The organism is Sphingomonas sp. DMC8, from assembly GCF_056314185.1.
Window position 1 is genome coordinate 53,444 of the sequence record NZ_JBQUYV010000011.1, and the last position, 16,438, is coordinate 69,881.

A 16,438-nucleotide genomic window follows, 5' to 3' on the forward strand; every position below is an offset into this window, starting at 1 on the left:
GCACCTCCTCAATCGTCTTCGTCCTCGAACCCGGCAAGGTCGAGCGCCCGCGCGCGTATCTGCCGAAGCCGGCACCAATGTACCAGCGCATCTTCGCGGCCATGCGTCACCCACACTTCGCGCGGGGCCAGTTCCTCGATCGTCTGCGTCAGTTCGTCCCAATCGGCATGGTCGGACAGAATAAGCGGCAGCTCGACATTGCGTTGACGGGCGCGCTGGCGCACCCGCATCCAGCCGCTGGCCATTGCCGTCACCGGGTCCGGCAGCCGCCGCGACCAGCGATCGTTGAGCGCGCCGGGCGGGCACAGGATGATGCGGCCGGCCAGTTCCTGCTTCGCCGCCCCCGTGGCGGGCCGCAGCTCGCCCAGCGCCACGCCGTGCGCGGCATAAAGGTCACACAGCGACTGCAGCGCGCCGTGGATGTAGATCGGATCGTCGAACCCCATGCCGCGCAGCTCGGTTATCACCCGCTGCGCCTTGCCCAGCGCATAGGCGCCGACCAGCACGCAGCGTTCCGGCTCGGCCCGCAACGCCGCAAGCAGCTTGTCGATCTCGTCGCCAGTCTCGGGGTGGCGGAACACCGGCAGGCCGAACGTGGCCTCGGTGACGAACACGTCGCACGGGACCGGCTCGAATGGCGCACAGCTGGGATCGGGGCGGCGCTTGTAATCGCCCGAGACGACGATCCGTTCGCCGCCATGGTCGAGCACGATCTGCGCCGAGCCGAGCACATGGCCGGCGGGGACGAAGCCGATGTCGATCGGCCCCAGCCGGATCGACTCGCCATAGCCGACCGGATGGCCGTTCTGCGGCCCGTAGCGCGCGGCCATGATCGCCAGCGTTTCGGGCGTCGCCCACACTTCGCCATGGCCGCCGCGCGCATGATCGGCATGGCCATGCGTGACAAGGGCGCGTGCGACAGGCTTGCACGGATCGATCCACGCATCCGCCGCCGGCAGATAGATGCCGGTAGGATCGGGGGTGAGCCAACTGCCGAGCGCCATGCCGTCGATATGGGGGCTGGCCGGCGGATCGAAAGGTGTACGATCCGTGCCGATCGCGGCAGCGGCCGATGACGATACCGCCGCTTGCCCATTGTGCGACGCCGGCGACGCTCTAGGCTGCGCCCATCGTGCTCAGCCTTGGGGGAGTGCCAGCCGTGATTCGTCCTTTGCCTTTGCGCGGCATCGCCTGCGCGACCGGCGCCACGTCGCTCGGGCTCGTCTATCTCGCCGGCGCCGGTGCGCCGCTGCGGTTCCTGATCGTGCAGGCATTTGCCTTCGTCCTGGGGCTGGCGCTGTTGTGGGCGCTCCGCCGCGACCGCGTTGTCGACCGCGTCCTGCCTGCTGCCACGCTGGCAATGGCAGGGCTGCTGCTCGCGGTAGCACTGGCCGGCCCAACCTATGACGGTGCCGCGCGCTGGGTGCGGCTTGGCGGGTTGCTCATCCAGCCGAGCTTCGTGCTGCTGCCGCTGATGATCCTCACCCATGCCCGCGTGCGGAACAAGCTGACCGGCATCGCCATGGCGGTGGCCGCGCTGGCGCTGGCACTTCAGCCCGATCGAGCAATGGCCGGAATGCTGGCAGCCGGCACCGCCTGGATCGCGGGCACCCGCCCCCATCGCGCGACCATCTTTGCAGCCCTTGCGGCGCTGGTGGGACTGGCGGCGGCGATGGCGCAGGCCGACAATCTGCCGGCGGCGGCCTTTGTCGAACAAATCTTCTATTCGGCCTTCGCCGCCCATGCGCTGCTGGGCCTGGTGGTGCTGGCGGGCGCAGCGCTGCTGCTGGTGCCGATGGCATCCGGCCGCAGCGGCACGCCGGAGGACCGGCTGACCGGCTGGACCTTCGGCATCGTCTGGCTCGCAGCCCTCGGCGCAGCGGCGCTCGGCAATTACCCGACGCCCGTGGTCGGCTATGGCGGCAGCGCGGTGATCGGCTATCTGCTCAGCCTGCTCGCGCTTCCCGCGGCACCCGCCTTTGCGCAGGCGACGGACCGCGAGCCGCTAGCGCGCGAAAACGACAAGCCCGATCACTGGCAGCGGCAGGTGCCGGGCTGGGCGCACTGACAAGCGCCTCCCCAACGGCCGCGCGACGCCCTACATAAGGGCGTGCCCGCCGATCTTCCCGCCCCGCTTGCCGACTGGTTCGCCGCGCGCGGCTGGGCGCCGCGGCGGCATCAGCAGGCGATGCTGGCGGCGGCGCGCGCCGGGCAGCATGCACTGCTCGTCGCACCCACCGGCGCGGGCAAGACGCTGTCGGGGTTCCTGCCCAGCCTCGCCGAGTTGATCGAGGCGCCCGGGGACGGGCTCCACACCCTCTATATCTCGCCGCTCAAGGCGCTGGCGGTCGACGTGCAGCGCAACCTGCTGACGCCGATCGAGGAAATGGCGCTGCCGATCCGCGTCGAAACACGCACCGGCGACACCCCGCACGAAAAAAAGGTCCGCCAGCGTGCGCGGCCGCCGCAGATCCTGCTCACCACCCCCGAATCGCTGAGCCTGTTACTGTCCTACGAAGACAGCCTGACGATGTTCGCAGGGCTGAAGACGGTGGTGATCGACGAGATTCACGCCTTTGCCACCGGCAAGCGCGGCGACCTGTTGGCGCTCGCGCTCGCCCGGCTGGAGCGGCTGGCGCCCGGCTTTCGCTGTGTCGGCCTGTCCGCCACGGTGGCCGATCCCGACGGCTACCGCGCCTGGCTGGCGCCGCACGGCGATATCGACACGGTCGCGCTGGTCGAGGGCGAGAAGGGCGCCGAGCCCGACATCGCCATCCTGCTGCCCGAAGGCCGGGTGCCCTGGGCCGGGCATTCGGGCATCTATGCCATCCCGCAGGTGATGGCGGAGATCGAGACGCACCGCACCACCATCGTCTTCTGCAACACGCGCGGGCTGGCCGAGCTCGTCTTCCAGCAATTGTGGAAGGTCAACGACCTCAAGCTGCCAATCGGCGTCCATCATGGCAGCCTGAGTCTCGAGGCACGCCAGCGCGCCGAGCAGGCGATGGCCGACGGGCGGCTGCGCGCGCTGGTCGCCACCGCCAGCCTCGATCTGGGCGTCGACTGGGGCGATGTCGATTGCGTGATCCAGATGGGTGCCCCCAAGGGTGCCTCGCGCCTGCTGCAGCGGATCGGGCGGGCCAACCACCGGCTCGACGAGGCGAGCGAGGCGGTGCTGATCCCCGGCAACCGCTTCGAATATCTGGAAGCGCGGGCGGCGCTGGACGCCGTGGAAGCAGGCGAGCTGGACCCCGACCATTTCCGCCCCGGCGCGCTCGACGTGCTTGCCCAGCACATCATGGGCTGCGCCTGTGCCCAGCCGTTCACCGCGGCGGAAATGCTGGGCGAGGTGCGTGCGGCCCTCCCCTATTCGGCGCTGACCGAAGAGACGTTCGACCGGGTGCTGCACTTCATCGCCGATGGTGGCTATGCCCTGCGCGCCTATGACAAGTTCAAACGGCTGACGCTGGGCAAGGACGGCCGCTGGCGCGTCACCCAGCCCGCTTTTGTTGCGCAGCATCGCCTCAACGCCGGCATCATTGTCGAAGCGCCGATGCTGGAGGTGCGCTTCAAGAATGGCCGGCGGCTGGGCAAGGTGGAGGAAGGCTTCGCCGCCTCGCTGTCCCCCGGCGACACCTTCTTTTTCGCCGGTCTGGCGCTGGAAGTGGAGCGCGTGGAGGCCACCGACCTGATCGTTCGCGCCACCGCCAAACAGGCGCGCATGCCCAGCTATATGGGCGCACGGCTGGCGATCACGGCCAATCTGGCGGACCGGGTCCGGCGATTCCTGTTCGATCGCGGCCAATGGTCGCGCTTTCCGGCCGATGTTCGCGAATGGCTGGAGACGCAGGATCGCCGCTCCGCCCTGCCCGCCCCGGGGCAGTTGCTGGTCGAGACCTTCCCGCACGAGGGGCGCCACCACCTCGTCATCTACAGTTTCGAAGGCTGGAACGCGCACCAGTCGCTGGGCATGCTCGTCACCCGGCGGATGGAGGCGCTGGGGCTGAAGCCGCTGGGCTTTGTCGCCAATGATTATGCGCTGGCGGTGTACGGGCTCGAGAAGATCACCGATCCGCGCCCGCTCTTCTCGCCCGACATTCTCGAGCATGAATTTGTCGATTGGGTCCAGGGCTCGGCACTGCTCAAGCGCGCCTTCCGCGAAGTCGCGATCATCGGCGGCCTGGTCGAGCGCCAGCATCCGGGCAAGAAGAAGACCGGGCGGCAAGTAACCTTCTCGACCGACCTGATCTATGACGTGCTGCGCAAATACGAGCCCGACCATCTGCTGCTGCGCGCCGCCTGGGAGGATGCGCGCGCGCGCATGACCGATGTTGGCCGGCTCGCCCGCCTGCTCGACGAGGCCGGCGAGCGGATGCTGCACATCGATCTGGAGCGGGTCAGCCCTATGGCGGTACCGGTGTTGATCATGATCGGTCGTGAAACCGTAGCGCAGGGCAGTACCGAGGACGCGCTGCTCGAAGAAGCCGAAGCGATTGCAGCCGAAGCGATGCGCATCGATTAAGGCTTTTATTTTGCGGGATTGCTGCGCAGCACGAACAGGCATATTCTCGCGCCATGTTCAGTGTGCTGAGTCCGCTGATCTTCTGGAGCCTGCAGGCCAGCCTGCTTGTGGGGCCGCCCCCGATACTGCCGCAGGATCCCGATTCGACCATTCCCGCCAGCCAGCCGGGCGACATTCAGTTGGCGCTGGGCGATGCCGCCGCGCGGCTGACAGTGCCGGTCGCACTGGGCAACAAGGGGCCCTATCCTTTCATCATCGATACCGGCGCCGAACGCACCGTCATTTCGCATGAACTGGCGCGGACGCTCGCGCTGCTGCCGGGCGCACCCGTAACCGTCACCTCGATGACCGGCCGCAATCTGGTCGATACCGTGGTCGTGCCCGAGCTTGCCATCCAGTCGATCGGCGAACCGCACCGCATCATTGCCCCCGCCTTTGCCGCTGCCAATCTCGGCGCAGCGGGCTTGCTGGGTATCGACACGCTCAGCCGGCACCAGGTGACGATCGACTTCGACACCGGCACGATGCAGGTACGCCCCAGCACGCCGCGCAAGCGCCACGAACGCCACGCGCCCGACGAAATCATCGTCACGGCGAAGAGCCTGTTCGGCCAGCTGATCGTCACCGATGCCTTTTACGCCGGCAACCGAATCCGCGTCGTGCTCGACACCGGCTCGCAGGTGACCATGGGCAATTCGGCATTCCGGCGGCTGGTGCACGACCGCAGCCGGCCTGAGCCGATCCGCCTCACCGGCGTTACCGGCGACACGCTACAGGCCGAATATAGCCAGGTTCCCGATGTCCGCATCGGCGAGATCGCGTTCGGCACGCTGCCGGTTGCCTTTGCCGATGTCGAGCCGTTCCGCCGCTTCGGCCTGACCAAAAAGCCGGCGGTGCTGCTGGGCATGGACGCGATGCGCAGCTTCCGGCGGATTGAGATCGACTTTCCCAACCGGCAGGTGCGCTTCCTGATGCCCCCAGAGGCGCGGCGCCCGCACCGCCCCGCCAATTGGGATTCGCCGCTCAGCTTCCAGACGCGCAACGACTTCCCTTGAGCCGCGCGGCGATTGACATTGGCCTGACCAACTGGTTGTGCGGGCGCCATGACGATCCTTTCCCGCGCCACGCTCGGTTCGCTTCCCGCCAGCATTGTCCGCCCCGGGCATGACCCCGCCGCGCTGCGCACCGGCATCGTCCATTTCGGGCCGGGCGCGTTCCACCGCGCGCATCAGGCTGCCTTTGTCGACCGCGTGCTCGATCACGATCCGCGCTGGGGCATTGCTGCCGTGTCGCTGCGCAGCGGCAGCACCACCGATGCGCTGAAGGCGCAGGACGGGCTGTACACGCTGGCGGTGATCGATCGCGCGCCATCGATGCGCGTTATCGCCGCCCATTCGGACGCGATCGGCCCCGGCGAAGGCCGTCGCCTGCGCGCGCTGCTGGCCAGCCCGGATGTGCGGATCGCCACCAGCACTGTCACGGAAAAGGGCTATTGCCTGGCCGGCGACGGCACGCTGGACATGGCGCATCCCGACATCGCCCACGATCGCGCCCGCCCCGATGAGCCCGCCAGCGTGATCGGCTGGATCGTCGCCGGCCTCGCCGATCGCCGCGCCGCCGGCGTGCCGCCCTTCGCCATGCTGTGCTGCGACAATATGACCGGCAATGGCAGCAAGCTCCGCACTGCCTGCGTCGCGCTGGCCCGCGAATGGGATGCCGGGCTGGCCGACTGGATCGCCGCCGAAGTCGCTTTCCCGGATTCGATGGTCGATTCGATCACGCCCGCCAGCGATGCGGCTTTTCTGGCGAAAGTCGCCGGCGAACTCGGCCTGGAAGACAAGGCCGCGGTGCAGCGCGAATCCTTCACCCAATGGGTGCTGCAGCGCTTCGACCTCGCCGACGGCCCCGATCTCGCCGCCGCCGGGGTCACGCTGACCGGCGATGTCCGCGGCTATGAACAGGCCAAGCTGCGCATCCTGAACGGCAGCCATTCCAGCCTGGCCTATATCGGCCTGCTGCTCGGCCATGAGACGGTGTTCGAGGCGATGTCGGACGCCGCGCTGGGCGGCTTCGTCACGCGGCTGGCGCATCAGGAAATCGCCGCGTCGCTAGGCCCCGTCGAAGGGCTCGATGTCGCCGGCTATGCCGATGCCGTGCTCGACCGGTTCCGCAATCCCGCGATCCGGCACCTCTTGTCGCAGATTGCCTGGGACGGCTCGCAAAAGCTGCCCTATCGCCTGCTCGACACCACGGCAGCGGCGCTCGATGCGGGGCGCCCGGTCGATCGGCTGGCCGTGCCGGTGGCGGCGTGGATCGCGTTCCTCGGCGCAAAGGCGCGCGCGGGCGAGACGATCACCGATCCGCTGGCCGATATTCTGGCAGCGGCCGCGACGGCGGCGGCGCCGGTGGAGGCCGTGCTGGCGCTGAGCCAGATCTTCCCGACTCGTGTCGCGCAAGATCCCCGCTATCGCAGCGCCCTGGCGCAAGCCTTTGCCGCGATCGGCGACGGCGGGCTCGGCAACCTGCTGGCGCGCTGAGTCCGCGCGCCGGTTCGGCGATTGCCGGGCGCCCGCGCATCGATTAGCCCAAGGCCCTCTCCTCCGGCCAAACGAGGTGTCGCATGTCGCTTACCGAGCTGCTCGTCCCGACCTATCGCAACCTGCTGCGGACCTTGTCCGGCCTGCTCGACAAGGCAGTTGCCCAGCACGGCGAAGATGCCGAAGCGCTGCTTGCCGCGCGGCTCCGGCCGGACATGTACCCGCTGGCATCGCAGCTTCGCTTCGTCGCGCTGCAGGCGCAGGAAGCGTTCTTCCGCCTGCGGGGCGAGCCGCTACCCGACACGCTGGCGCAGCTCGGGGCCGAAGGTCGTAATGCCGGGGAGGCGCCGGGCACCATCGCCGATGCCCGCGCCCGGATCGACGGAGCGCTGGCGTTTCTGGAGACCGTAGATACCGCCCAGATTGATGCTGCGGCCGACACGGCGCTGGCGATCACGCTGCCCAACGGCATGACCTTTGACATGACCGGCGCGACCTATGCCCGCGACTGGGCGCTGCCCCAGGTCTATTTCCACGCCGTGACCGCCTATGCGATCCTGCGTGCCGAAGGCGTGGAGATCGGCAAGGCCGAGTATGTGCCGCACATGTTCGCCTATCTGCGACAGGACGCCCCCGCCGCAGCCTGACGATCAGGCCCGCGCGAGAATGGCATCCACCCATGCGGGGACCAGCGTTCCCGCCGGGCCCATTCGGCTTTCGTCGAACCAGTGGCTGCCGCCCGACGGCTCCAGGTTCATCTCCAGCGTCTCGGCGCCATAGTGCCGCGCGGTCTGGACGAAGCCGGCGGCGGGATAGACTGCGCCCGACGTGCCGATCGAGACGAACAGATCGGCTTGCGCCAGCGCCGCCTCGATCCGCTCCATCTGATATGGCATCTCGCCGAAGAAGACGATGTCGGGGCGCAGCGCCGGCGTGCCGCAATTCGGGCACTCGGTTTCGGGCGGGAGGGAATCGGCCCATGGCTCGCGCACCCCGCATGCGGCGCACAGCGCCGACAACAGCGCGCCATGCATGTGGAGCAGCCGGGTGGCGCCGGCGCGCTCGTGCAGGTCGTCGACATTCTGCGTGACGATCAGCAACTCGCCGGGCCACGCCGCGTCGAGCCGCGCCAGCGCATGATGCGCCGCATTGGGCACGACGGTGGCAAGCGCGGCGCGGCGCGGCGCAGATCGTAGAAGCGATGCACCAGCGCCGGATCGCGCGCCAGCGCCTCGGGCGTGCAAACATCCTCCACCCGATGGCATTTGTGAAGAATGCCATTTTTATAGCCATCCCAATACGTTGCACCGCCTTGGGTGCGGAATGTCGGCAGCCCGGACTCGGCGGAAATGCCCGCGCCAGTCAGAATCACAATGTTCTGTTTTCCGCTCATGTAGTCCTGCCGTGAGGGGGCGTTTTTGCCGAACCGTCGTGGTTCCGCCAGCCCTCGGCAATCTCTTGCGCAACCTTCTTTGCAGATGGAGGCCAGCCATCTGCCTCTAGCTCTCCGACACACCCCCAGCAATCACCGCCACAGTCGGTAGATAACGGATCGGTCTCACGATTGAGCGGCCGTCCACAGGTTTGGCAAAAGGCGGACACGTACGCTCTCCTATAATCGTTTACCGGACGCCCATCTCTTCTCCACCCGATGCCCCTCCCACGGACCGCCCGGCCCGTGAAAGGTGGCGACGCCGCTTTCGGCCGATATGCCGGCGCCGGTGAGGATGAGGATGAAGATGCTGCGGATGCTGCTGGCCATGGCGCCACCCTAAGCCGCTATGGCAGCCGCCGTGAATAGGCCCCGGCGGCAGGAAAAAGAAAAAGCCGCCGGCCGCCAACAACTGCCTGCTTCGCAAGCGCGCCCCTTTGTGCCACAGCGCAGCCCATGACGAGCATCGGCATCTACGGCAGCCTGGGACGGATGGGTCAGGCAATCGCGGCAGTGGCACCCGAACTGGGCGCCCGGCTGGCAGGCGGCGCCGATATCGCCGACGATCCCGCCGAACTTGCCGGCAAGGCCGATGTGCTCGTCGATTTCTCAACCCCCGCGGCACTCGAATCGCACCTCGCTGCGGCCGTCTCCGCGCGGAAGCCGGTCGTCATCGGCACCACCGGGCTGGCAGCGTCGCACCATGCCCGCATCGATGCCGCCGCGGCCGAAATCCCGGTGCTGCAGACCGGCAATACCTCGCTCGGCGTGACGCTGCTCGCGCAGCTGGTACGCGAGGCGGCGAAGCGCCTCTCCGACTGGGACATCGAAATCATCGAAGCGCATCACAAGCACAAGGTCGATGCGCCCTCCGGCACCGCACTGCTGCTTGGCGAGGCGGCGGCCGACGGGCTGGGAACGACGCTGGCGGATGCAGCGGTGGTCGGCCGGGCGGGACTCACCGGCGCGCGCAGCGATGGCACGATCGGCTTTGCCAGCGTGCGCGGGGGCGCGATTTACGGCGACCACACCGTGTTGTTCGCGGGCAATGGCGAGCGGATCGAGCTGACGCACCGCGCCGACGACCGCGCGATCTTCGCGCGCGGGGCGGTGCGCGCCGCGCTGTGGCTCGCCGGTCGCGCGCCGGGACGCTACACCATGGCGCAGGTGCTGGGCGTGTGAAGAAGGCGGATATCGTCGAATTCTTCTCGCGGCTGGCCGCGGACAATCCGCATCCCGAGACCGAACTGGAATCGGTCAACACCTATACGCTGCTGGTCGCGGTGGTGCTGTCCGCCCAGGCGACCGATGCCGGGGTGAACCGCGCGACACGGCGGCTGTTCGCCGAAGTCGACACGCCCGAAAAAATGGTAGCGCTGGGCGAGGCGGGGCTGAAGGAACACATCAAGACGATCGGCCTGTTCAACACCAAGGCCAAGAACGTCATCGCCCTGTCCGAAGCGCTGATCCGCGACCATGGCGGCGAAGTACCCGCCGACCGCGACGCGCTGGAACAGCTGCCGGGCGTCGGGCGCAAGACCGCCAATGTGGTGATGAACGTGGCGTTCGGCGCGGAGACCTTCGCGGTCGACACGCACATCTTCCGCGTCGGCAACCGCACCGGCCTGGCGCCGGGCAAGACGCCGCTCGCCGTCGAGCTCAAGCTGGAAAAGGCGGTGCCGCAGCCGTTCCGCCTGCATGCGCACCATTGGCTGATCCTGCACGGCCGCTATACTTGCAAGGCGCGGACGCCCGAATGCTGGCGATGCAGCGTCGCCGATCTTTGTGCGTTCAAGCCCAAGACCAAGGCCCCGGCCGCCCGCAAGAAGGACGCGCCCGGCGCCTGAACCGCGAAGGATCGATCGATGCGCCTGTTCCTCGCCGCCGCCCTGCCGCTGCTCGCCGCGCCAGCCCTGACGCCGCAGCAACGCGACTCCGCCCCCGCCGCCACACCCGCAGGCAAGCCGGTCGACTGTCTCTCGCTCACCCGGATTCGCGAAAGCCGCGTGCGCGACGACCGGACGATCGACTTCATCGCCACGGATGGCAAAGTCTATCGCAATACCCTGCCCTATGCCTGCCCCAGCCTCGGCTTCGAGGGCCGCTACGCGCATGATGGCACGCTGGGGCAGATCTGTTCGGTGGACACCATCACGGTGCTCACCGGCCCCGGCATCAGCCGCGGCGCAACCTGCGGCCTGGGCAAATTCCAGCCGGTGACGCTGGCAAAACGCTGAAACGGGCTGGCGCGCCGGCAAATGCTTTGCTAGGCGGCTGCGTTCCAGGCACCCGTAGCTCAGCTGGATAGAGCGCTGCCCTCCGAAGGCAGAGGCCACAGGTTCGAATCCTGTCGGGTGCGCCACCCTCCATTGCCATAAACCCTTGCCGCACCCCGGTCGCGCGTGCTGGACGGGCATTTTGTAATCGGTTACTTGGGCCCGTGAGGTGCCCGTCCTCCCGGTATCAGAGGCACCCGCATACCGGAGAGACCCGCCCATGCGCCGCGCCCTGCACGCTACCGCCCGCCCGATCCCTGCCGCCTGCCCCGCGCTCCGCAAGACGCTCGCTGCCGGCCTGCTGGCCTCCGCAGCGCTGCTGCCGGCAATTGCCCTGGCCCAGACCGCGCCGCCCGAGCTCGTCACCGCACGCGGCGGCGACGATATCCGCATCACGGCGATTGCACCCGGCGTGCTGCGCGTGCGGATCGCGCCGCATGGCCAGGCGCCCGAGGATGCGAGCTGGGCAGTGCCCGCCGCGCAGCGCCATGCGCAGACTTCCGCAACCGTCACCGCAGACGGCATCGCCACGCCGCTGCTCCGCGCCGTGTTCGACCGCGCAAGCCAGCGGCTGCGGTTCGAGGACGCCACCGGCCACACGCTGTTCGCCGAGGCCGAGCGGCCGCTGACGCGCGACGGCGCCAGCTTCACCCTGCGCACCACGCTGGCGCTGGACGAACATATCTTCGGCCTGGGCGATAAGACCGGCCCGCTCGACCGGCGCGGGCAGAGCTTCACCACCTGGAACACCGACAGCTTCGGCTTCGGCAACGGCACCGATCCGATCTACAAGTCGATCCCGTTCTTCATCAGCACGGGTCACGAGAACCGCGCCTATGGCGTGCTGCTCGATTCGACGTGGCGCGGCTGGTTCGATTTCGGCCACCGCGATGCCGACACGCTGGAGATGGGCGCAGCGGGCGGCGCGGTCGACTATTATGTACTCGCCGGCCCCAGCGTTGCCGAGGTGACGCGCCGCTATGCGTGGCTGACCGGCACCACGCCGCTGCCGCCGCGCTGGGCGCTCGGGTACCAGCAGTCGCGCTGGTCCTATATGAGCGAGGCGGAAGTGCGCACGCTCGCCGACCGGCTGCGTGCCGAGCGGGTGCCGACCGACGTGATCTGGCTCGACATCGATTTCCAGGACCGCCTGCGCCCCTTCACCATCGATACCAAGACCTTCCCGCATTTCGGGCAGATGGTGAAGGATCTCGATGCGCAGGGGATCAAGACTGTCACCATCACCGATCTGCACATCGCCGCCGCGCCGAACCAGGGCTATGCCGCCTATGACAGCGGGATCGCCGGCGACCAGTTCCTGCACCGCGCCGATGGCAGCCTCTATGTCGCGCCGGTCTGGCCGGGCCCGGCGGTGTTCCCCGAATTCACTCGTGCCAGCACCCGCGCCTGGTGGGGCGGCATGTTCAAGCCGCTGGTCGATATGGGCGTGGCCGGCATCTGGAACGACATGAACGAGCCGGCGATCTTCGAAACGCCGATCAAGACCATGCCGTCCGAGGTGCGCCACCGCATCGCCAGCGACGATTTCGCGCCCCGCACCGCCACCCATGCCGAAATCCACAATGTCTATGGCATGCTCAACACCCGTGCGACCTATGAGGGGCTGCGCACGCTGCGTCCCGACGAGCGGGCCTTTGTGATGACGCGCGCCTCCTATGCCGGCGGCCAGCGTTATGCCGCAACCTGGACCGGCGACAATTCGGCGACCTGGGACCATCTGCGTCTGGCGGTGGCGCAGACGCTCAATCTGGGGCTGTCGGGCTTTGCCTGGACGGGCACGGATATCGGCGGCTTCATCGGCGGGCCGACGCCCGAGCTGATGACCCGCTGGTTCGAATATGGCGCGTTCCTGCCGATCATGCGCGACCATTCGCAAAAGGCGGCACCGCGCGCCGAGCCCTGGGTGGACGGCCCCGAGCAGCTCGCGATCCGCCGGCATTATGTCGAGGAACGTTATCGGCTGCTGCCCTTCCTCTATGGGCTGGCGGAAACCAATGCGCGCACCGGCGACCCGATGGCCCGGCCGCTTTTCTATGACTTCCCCGTCATGATCAGCGAAAGCTGCGTGACGACGATGAGCTTCACGCTGGGCGGCAAGTTGCTGGTCGCGGGCGCCCCGCGCCCTGAACAGCACAACAGCTATGCCGCCTGCCTGCCCGCCGGCATCTGGTACGATTACTGGACCGGCGCAAAGGTGACACCGGAGCCTTCCCGCGACGGCCCGTTCGGCCTGCTGACGATTACGCCACAGCTCGATACGCTGCCGGTTTTCGTGCGCGGCGGCACCATCCTGCCGCGCCAGCCGCTGGTGCAGTCAACCAGCCGCAAGCCCGAGGGGCCGCTGGAGCTGCACATCTATCCCGGCCCGGATTGCGCCGGCACGCTCTACGATGACGACGGCCATTCGATGGGCTTCACGCGCGGCCAGTTCGCCCGCCAGACGGTGCGCTGCGAAATGGACGCAAAGGGCGTGACGCGGATCGTGTTCGATCGCCGGGAGGGGCGCTATGCGCCGTGGTGGCAGCGGATCACCGTCACCATCCATGGTGCGGGCGCCGCGCAGGCCCGGCTCGGCGGCAAACCGCTGGAGACGGAGTCCGACGCTGCAGGGCTCCGCTTCGATCTGCCGGACATGGCCGCCGGCGGCGTGGTGGAGCTGCGCGGGGCGTAAGGCGCTACTCGGTCAGCAGCCAGGCCAGCGCCGCGTCGCGATCCTCGAACACCGCCATCGATGGCACGACGCCCGCCAGCCGCCGCAACTGGCGGCGCGCGAGCGCGGTGGACACGACAAAGGCCAGCTTGCGCGCACGGATCGGTACCACCGCCGGGTTGCTGAAGATCTGCACGATCATCTCCGCAGTCGCCTGCGGCACCACCGGCACGCCGCGCGAATCATAGAGCGTGAGGTGCTTGCCCGCCATGTCGCCCAGCGATCGCACCGCCGCGCGAATTTCTTCGCCGATCCACACCATCGACTCGGGCGTGATCACGCCCGACATCGTCACCTCTACCAGGGCATGCGCCCGGTCGACGCGAATCTTGTGGGTAATCCTATCGTTCATGCGCCTATTCTAGACGATGGTGTTCCCTATGCCCGCACCACGCCCAGTTCGCGGAATGGCTTGGGCTCCACCGGCGGCCGCGCCGGCTCGTTCAGTTCGCACTGCCAGATGCCGACATCGATCCACTGGCCATGCTTGTATCCGGCCTCGCGGAACACGCCGGTGCGACGGAACCCCACCGCCTCGTGCAGCGCAATCGAGCCATCATTGGGCAGCGTGATCATTCCGAAGGCATGGACGAAGCCCTGCGCGCGCAGCGTGTCGATCAGCGCTTCGTAGAGCAGCCGCCCTGCCCCGCGCCGCTGCACCGTATCGGCCATGTAGATCGAGCTTTCGACGACATAGCGATAGGCCGGGCGGTCGCGGAACCGGTTGGCATAGGCATAGCCGATCACGCCTCCGTCGGCGCCGTCGCCATTGGTGGCGACCAGCCAGGGGTAGAGCCCGCCCGATGCCGCCATCCGGTCGCGCATCGCCGCCGCATCGGGCGGCTCGCTTTCGAACGAGGCGGTGCCGGTCAGCACATTGGGCGCATAGATGGCGGCGATCGCCGCCGCGTCGTCGGGTGTCGCCGCGCGAATATCGATCACTTGGCAGCCCCCAGCGCGAACTGGAGCAGCGCCATGTCGCCCGGCTGGGCGCTCGGCACGCCCAGCGCCATGCATTCGAGGCAACGTGCCTGCACCGATCCGCTCTGGGAGAGCCGCTTGGCATCGCCCAGCGCCTGGGCGATCAGCGCGCGCCGCTCGCCGGCGATGCGGGCATAGGCATCGCCGCCCGCCGGTGCATCGGCCCAGTCGCCATCGTCGTCATCGCCATCGTCGAACGACCCCATCGCCGCCGCGATCGCCGCGGCGAGCGCATTGGGCTTCTTGGCAAGATAGACCGGCCGCACCTTGGCGGGGTCGAGCCCGGCGCGCTTCGCCGCTTCGGCAATCGCGTCGTTGAGGCCGCCGAACCGGTCGACGAGCCCGATCTGGCGGGCGATGCCGCCGATCCACACCCGGCCCTGGCCGATTTCGTCGACACGCTGCGGCGTCAGCTTGCGCGACTGCGCCACCAGCCCGACGAAGCGGCCATAGCCCGCCTCGATGCTCGACTGCAGGATGGCGTCGACCGTTGCATTGGTGCCGCCCACAACGCTGGGCTGGCCGCTGAGCGGCGTGGTCTGCACGCCGTCGCTGGTCACGCCGATCTTGGCGAGCGTGTTTTCGAAGGTGGGTATGATGCCGAAAATGCCGATCGACCCGGTAATCGTGTTCGGTTCGGCAAAGATCATGTCGCCCGCCGTCGACACCCAATAGCCGCCGCTGGCCGCCAGCCCGCCCATCGAGACGATGACGGGCAGCTTCTGCGCCTTGGCCTGCAGGATCGCCTGGCGCATCTGTTCGGACGCAAGCGCCGAACCGCCCGGCGAATCGACCCGGACCACCAGCGCCTTCAGCTTGCCGTCCTTCAGCCCGTCGAGCACCAGCTTGGTGATGGTATCGCCGCCGGCCGTGCCCGCGCTTCCCTTGCCGTCGACGATTTCGCCGGCGATGGTAATCACGCCGATCGCGTCGCCGCTGGTCGGCAGCGGATGCGCCTGCAGCCAGTCGGGCAGCTTGATGCGGTTGAAATTGCCGGCCCGCGCCCCCGCAGGCGCGCCCACCAGCTCGGCGACGTGGCGGCCGAAGGCGATGCGGTCGCCCAGCTGATCGACCAGCCCATAGGCGCGATTGGCAGCCGCCATATCGCCATGCGCCGCGGCGATCGCCGCATCCGGATGGGCGATAAATTCGGCGACGCGCGCCTTGGGCCGCGCCTTCTGGATACCATCGCGCCACTGATCGAGCAGGGCGCTGTAGAGCGCCGTGCTCGCTTCGCGCGCCTCGGGCGACATGTCGGCGCGGATATAGGGTTCGACCGCCGACTTGTACTTGCCGACCTTATAGACATGGACGTTGATGCCCAGCTTCTCGGTCAGCCCCTTATAGTAGAGCTGGCGCCCGCCCGGCCCCATGAAGATCGACCCGCCCATCGGGTGGACCCAGATCTCGCTGGCATTGGCGGCGATGCGATAGGCCCCGTCCGTATAGGCCGTAGCATAGGCCAGCACCGGCTTGCCGGCGGCGCGCACCCGGCCGACTGCGTCGGCGACTTCGCTGACCGTGGCGGGATAGCCGCCCATGAAGCTGTCGAGATCGAGCACCACCGCCTTCACGCGCGAATCGCCGCGGGCGGCGTCGAGCGCGCGGATCACGTCGCGCGCGCCGATCTGGCTGGCGCGGCGACTGCCGCTGACACCGGCGAAAGGATCGGCATCGCTCGGCTGCTCGACCAGTGCGCCGTCGAACGAGACGACCAGCGCGCCGTCGCGAATCGTGGCCGGCGTCGGCCGGTGCGACAGCGCCGCGAACAGCGCGGAGAAGAACAGGAGCAACAGGACCAGGACCAGCAGATCCTTGATTCCGACAAGAATTTTCCAGGCAGTACGGACCAGCTTCACCGGCGGCTCCTCAACAGGTCTGAGCGTCTGTGCTACCGGATGCGGGAGGGCGAGTAAACGACCCGTATTATCGCGCCAATACGGTTGAAAAATTTGCGCG

General features: G+C 68.2%; 14 protein-coding genes, 1 tRNA gene and 1 pseudogene. 10 read left to right on the forward strand and 6 right to left on the reverse strand.

Going from position 1 to position 16,438, the window contains the following annotated elements:
- Nucleotides 1-8: 8 nt before the first annotated feature.
- Entirely contained in the window at nt 9-1,004 is a 996-nt protein-coding gene (locus ACT53K_RS18500; protein WP_476230251.1) for a ligase-associated DNA damage response exonuclease, read from the reverse strand.
- A gap of 155 nt (nt 1,005-1,159) precedes the next feature.
- On the opposite strand from ACT53K_RS18500, the gene ACT53K_RS18505 reads away from it, so the two are divergent.
- The 5 genes from ACT53K_RS18505 to ACT53K_RS18525 all read left to right on the forward strand — a co-directional run bounded on the left by ACT53K_RS18505 (nt 1,160) and on the right by ACT53K_RS18525 (nt 7,706).
- The gene (locus tag ACT53K_RS18505) at nt 1,160-2,068 is read left to right on the forward strand and encodes an FtsW/RodA/SpoVE family cell cycle protein (RefSeq protein WP_476230252.1); all 909 of its coding nucleotides are present in this window, start codon (nt 1,160-1,162) and stop codon (nt 2,066-2,068) included.
- 42 nt (nt 2,069-2,110) lie between these two features.
- Nucleotides 2,111-4,522: a ligase-associated DNA damage response DEXH box helicase gene (locus ACT53K_RS18510; protein WP_476230253.1), complete on the forward strand. Its 2,412-nt coding sequence runs from the start codon at nt 2,111-2,113 to the stop codon at nt 4,520-4,522.
- Nucleotides 4,523-4,575: 53 nt separating this feature from the next.
- Entirely contained in the window at nt 4,576-5,577 is a 1,002-nt protein-coding gene (locus tag ACT53K_RS18515) for an aspartyl protease family protein (RefSeq protein WP_476230254.1), read from the forward strand.
- Between the two features lie 48 nt (nt 5,578-5,625).
- Entirely contained in the window at nt 5,626-7,059 is a 1,434-nt protein-coding gene (locus ACT53K_RS18520) for a mannitol dehydrogenase family protein (protein WP_476230256.1), read from the forward strand.
- An 83-nt stretch (nt 7,060-7,142) separates the two neighbouring features.
- Complete coding sequence (locus tag ACT53K_RS18525; RefSeq protein ID WP_476230257.1) at nt 7,143-7,706, forward strand: DUF1993 domain-containing protein; 564 nt, start codon at nt 7,143-7,145, stop codon at nt 7,704-7,706.
- A 3-nt stretch (nt 7,707-7,709) separates the two neighbouring features.
- On the opposite strand, the pseudogene ACT53K_RS18530 reads toward ACT53K_RS18525, so the two are convergent.
- Both ACT53K_RS18530 and ACT53K_RS18535 read right to left on the reverse strand, forming a co-directional pair.
- Nucleotides 7,710-8,452 (reverse strand): annotated as a pseudogene (locus ACT53K_RS18530) (NAD-dependent deacylase).
- Between the two features lie 219 nt (nt 8,453-8,671).
- Complete coding sequence (locus tag ACT53K_RS18535; RefSeq protein WP_476230310.1) at nt 8,672-8,821, reverse strand: hypothetical protein; 150 nt, start codon at nt 8,819-8,821, stop codon at nt 8,672-8,674.
- 126 nt (nt 8,822-8,947) lie between these two features.
- Here ACT53K_RS18535 and dapB point away from each other — a divergent pair, with 126 nt between their 5' ends.
- The 5 genes from dapB to ACT53K_RS18560 all read left to right on the forward strand — a co-directional run bounded on the left by dapB (nt 8,948) and on the right by ACT53K_RS18560 (nt 13,459).
- Nucleotides 8,948-9,673 carry a 4-hydroxy-tetrahydrodipicolinate reductase gene (dapB, locus tag ACT53K_RS18540; RefSeq protein ID WP_476230258.1) on the forward strand — a complete coding sequence of 242 codons (726 nt, stop codon included), beginning with the start codon at nt 8,948-8,950 and terminating at the stop codon, nt 9,671-9,673.
- Nucleotides 9,670-10,338, forward strand: coding sequence for an endonuclease III (nth, locus tag ACT53K_RS18545; protein WP_476230259.1), 669 nt, complete (start codon nt 9,670-9,672; stop codon nt 10,336-10,338). Before dapB ends, nth begins: the two co-directional genes overlap by 4 nt.
- Before the next feature lie 18 nt (nt 10,339-10,356).
- Nucleotides 10,357-10,728: a hypothetical protein gene (locus ACT53K_RS18550; RefSeq protein WP_476230260.1), complete on the forward strand. Its 372-nt coding sequence runs from the start codon at nt 10,357-10,359 to the stop codon at nt 10,726-10,728.
- A 48-nt stretch (nt 10,729-10,776) separates the two neighbouring features.
- A tRNA-Arg gene (locus ACT53K_RS18555) sits at nt 10,777-10,853 on the forward strand.
- 134 nt (nt 10,854-10,987) lie between these two features.
- The gene (locus ACT53K_RS18560) at nt 10,988-13,459 is read left to right on the forward strand and encodes a glycoside hydrolase family 31 protein (protein ID WP_476230261.1); all 2,472 of its coding nucleotides are present in this window, start codon (nt 10,988-10,990) and stop codon (nt 13,457-13,459) included.
- Nucleotides 13,460-13,463: 4 nt separating this feature from the next.
- Here ACT53K_RS18560 and ACT53K_RS18565 read toward each other — a convergent pair whose 3' ends face one another.
- From ACT53K_RS18565 to sppA, 3 genes are read right to left on the reverse strand one after another with little or no spacing between them, the layout of a single operon-like run.
- Nucleotides 13,464-13,850 carry a SpoIIAA family protein gene (locus ACT53K_RS18565; protein WP_476230262.1) on the reverse strand — a complete coding sequence of 129 codons (387 nt, stop codon included), beginning with the start codon at nt 13,848-13,850 and terminating at the stop codon, nt 13,464-13,466.
- Between the two features lie 26 nt (nt 13,851-13,876).
- Entirely contained in the window at nt 13,877-14,440 is a 564-nt protein-coding gene (locus ACT53K_RS18570) for an N-acetyltransferase family protein (RefSeq protein ID WP_476230263.1), read from the reverse strand.
- A complete protein-coding gene (gene sppA, locus ACT53K_RS18575; RefSeq protein WP_476230265.1) occupies nt 14,437-16,338 on the reverse strand; it encodes a signal peptide peptidase SppA in 1,902 nt (633 codons plus the stop codon). Before sppA ends, ACT53K_RS18570 begins: the two co-directional genes overlap by 4 nt.
- Between the last annotated feature and the right edge of the window lie 100 nt (nt 16,339-16,438).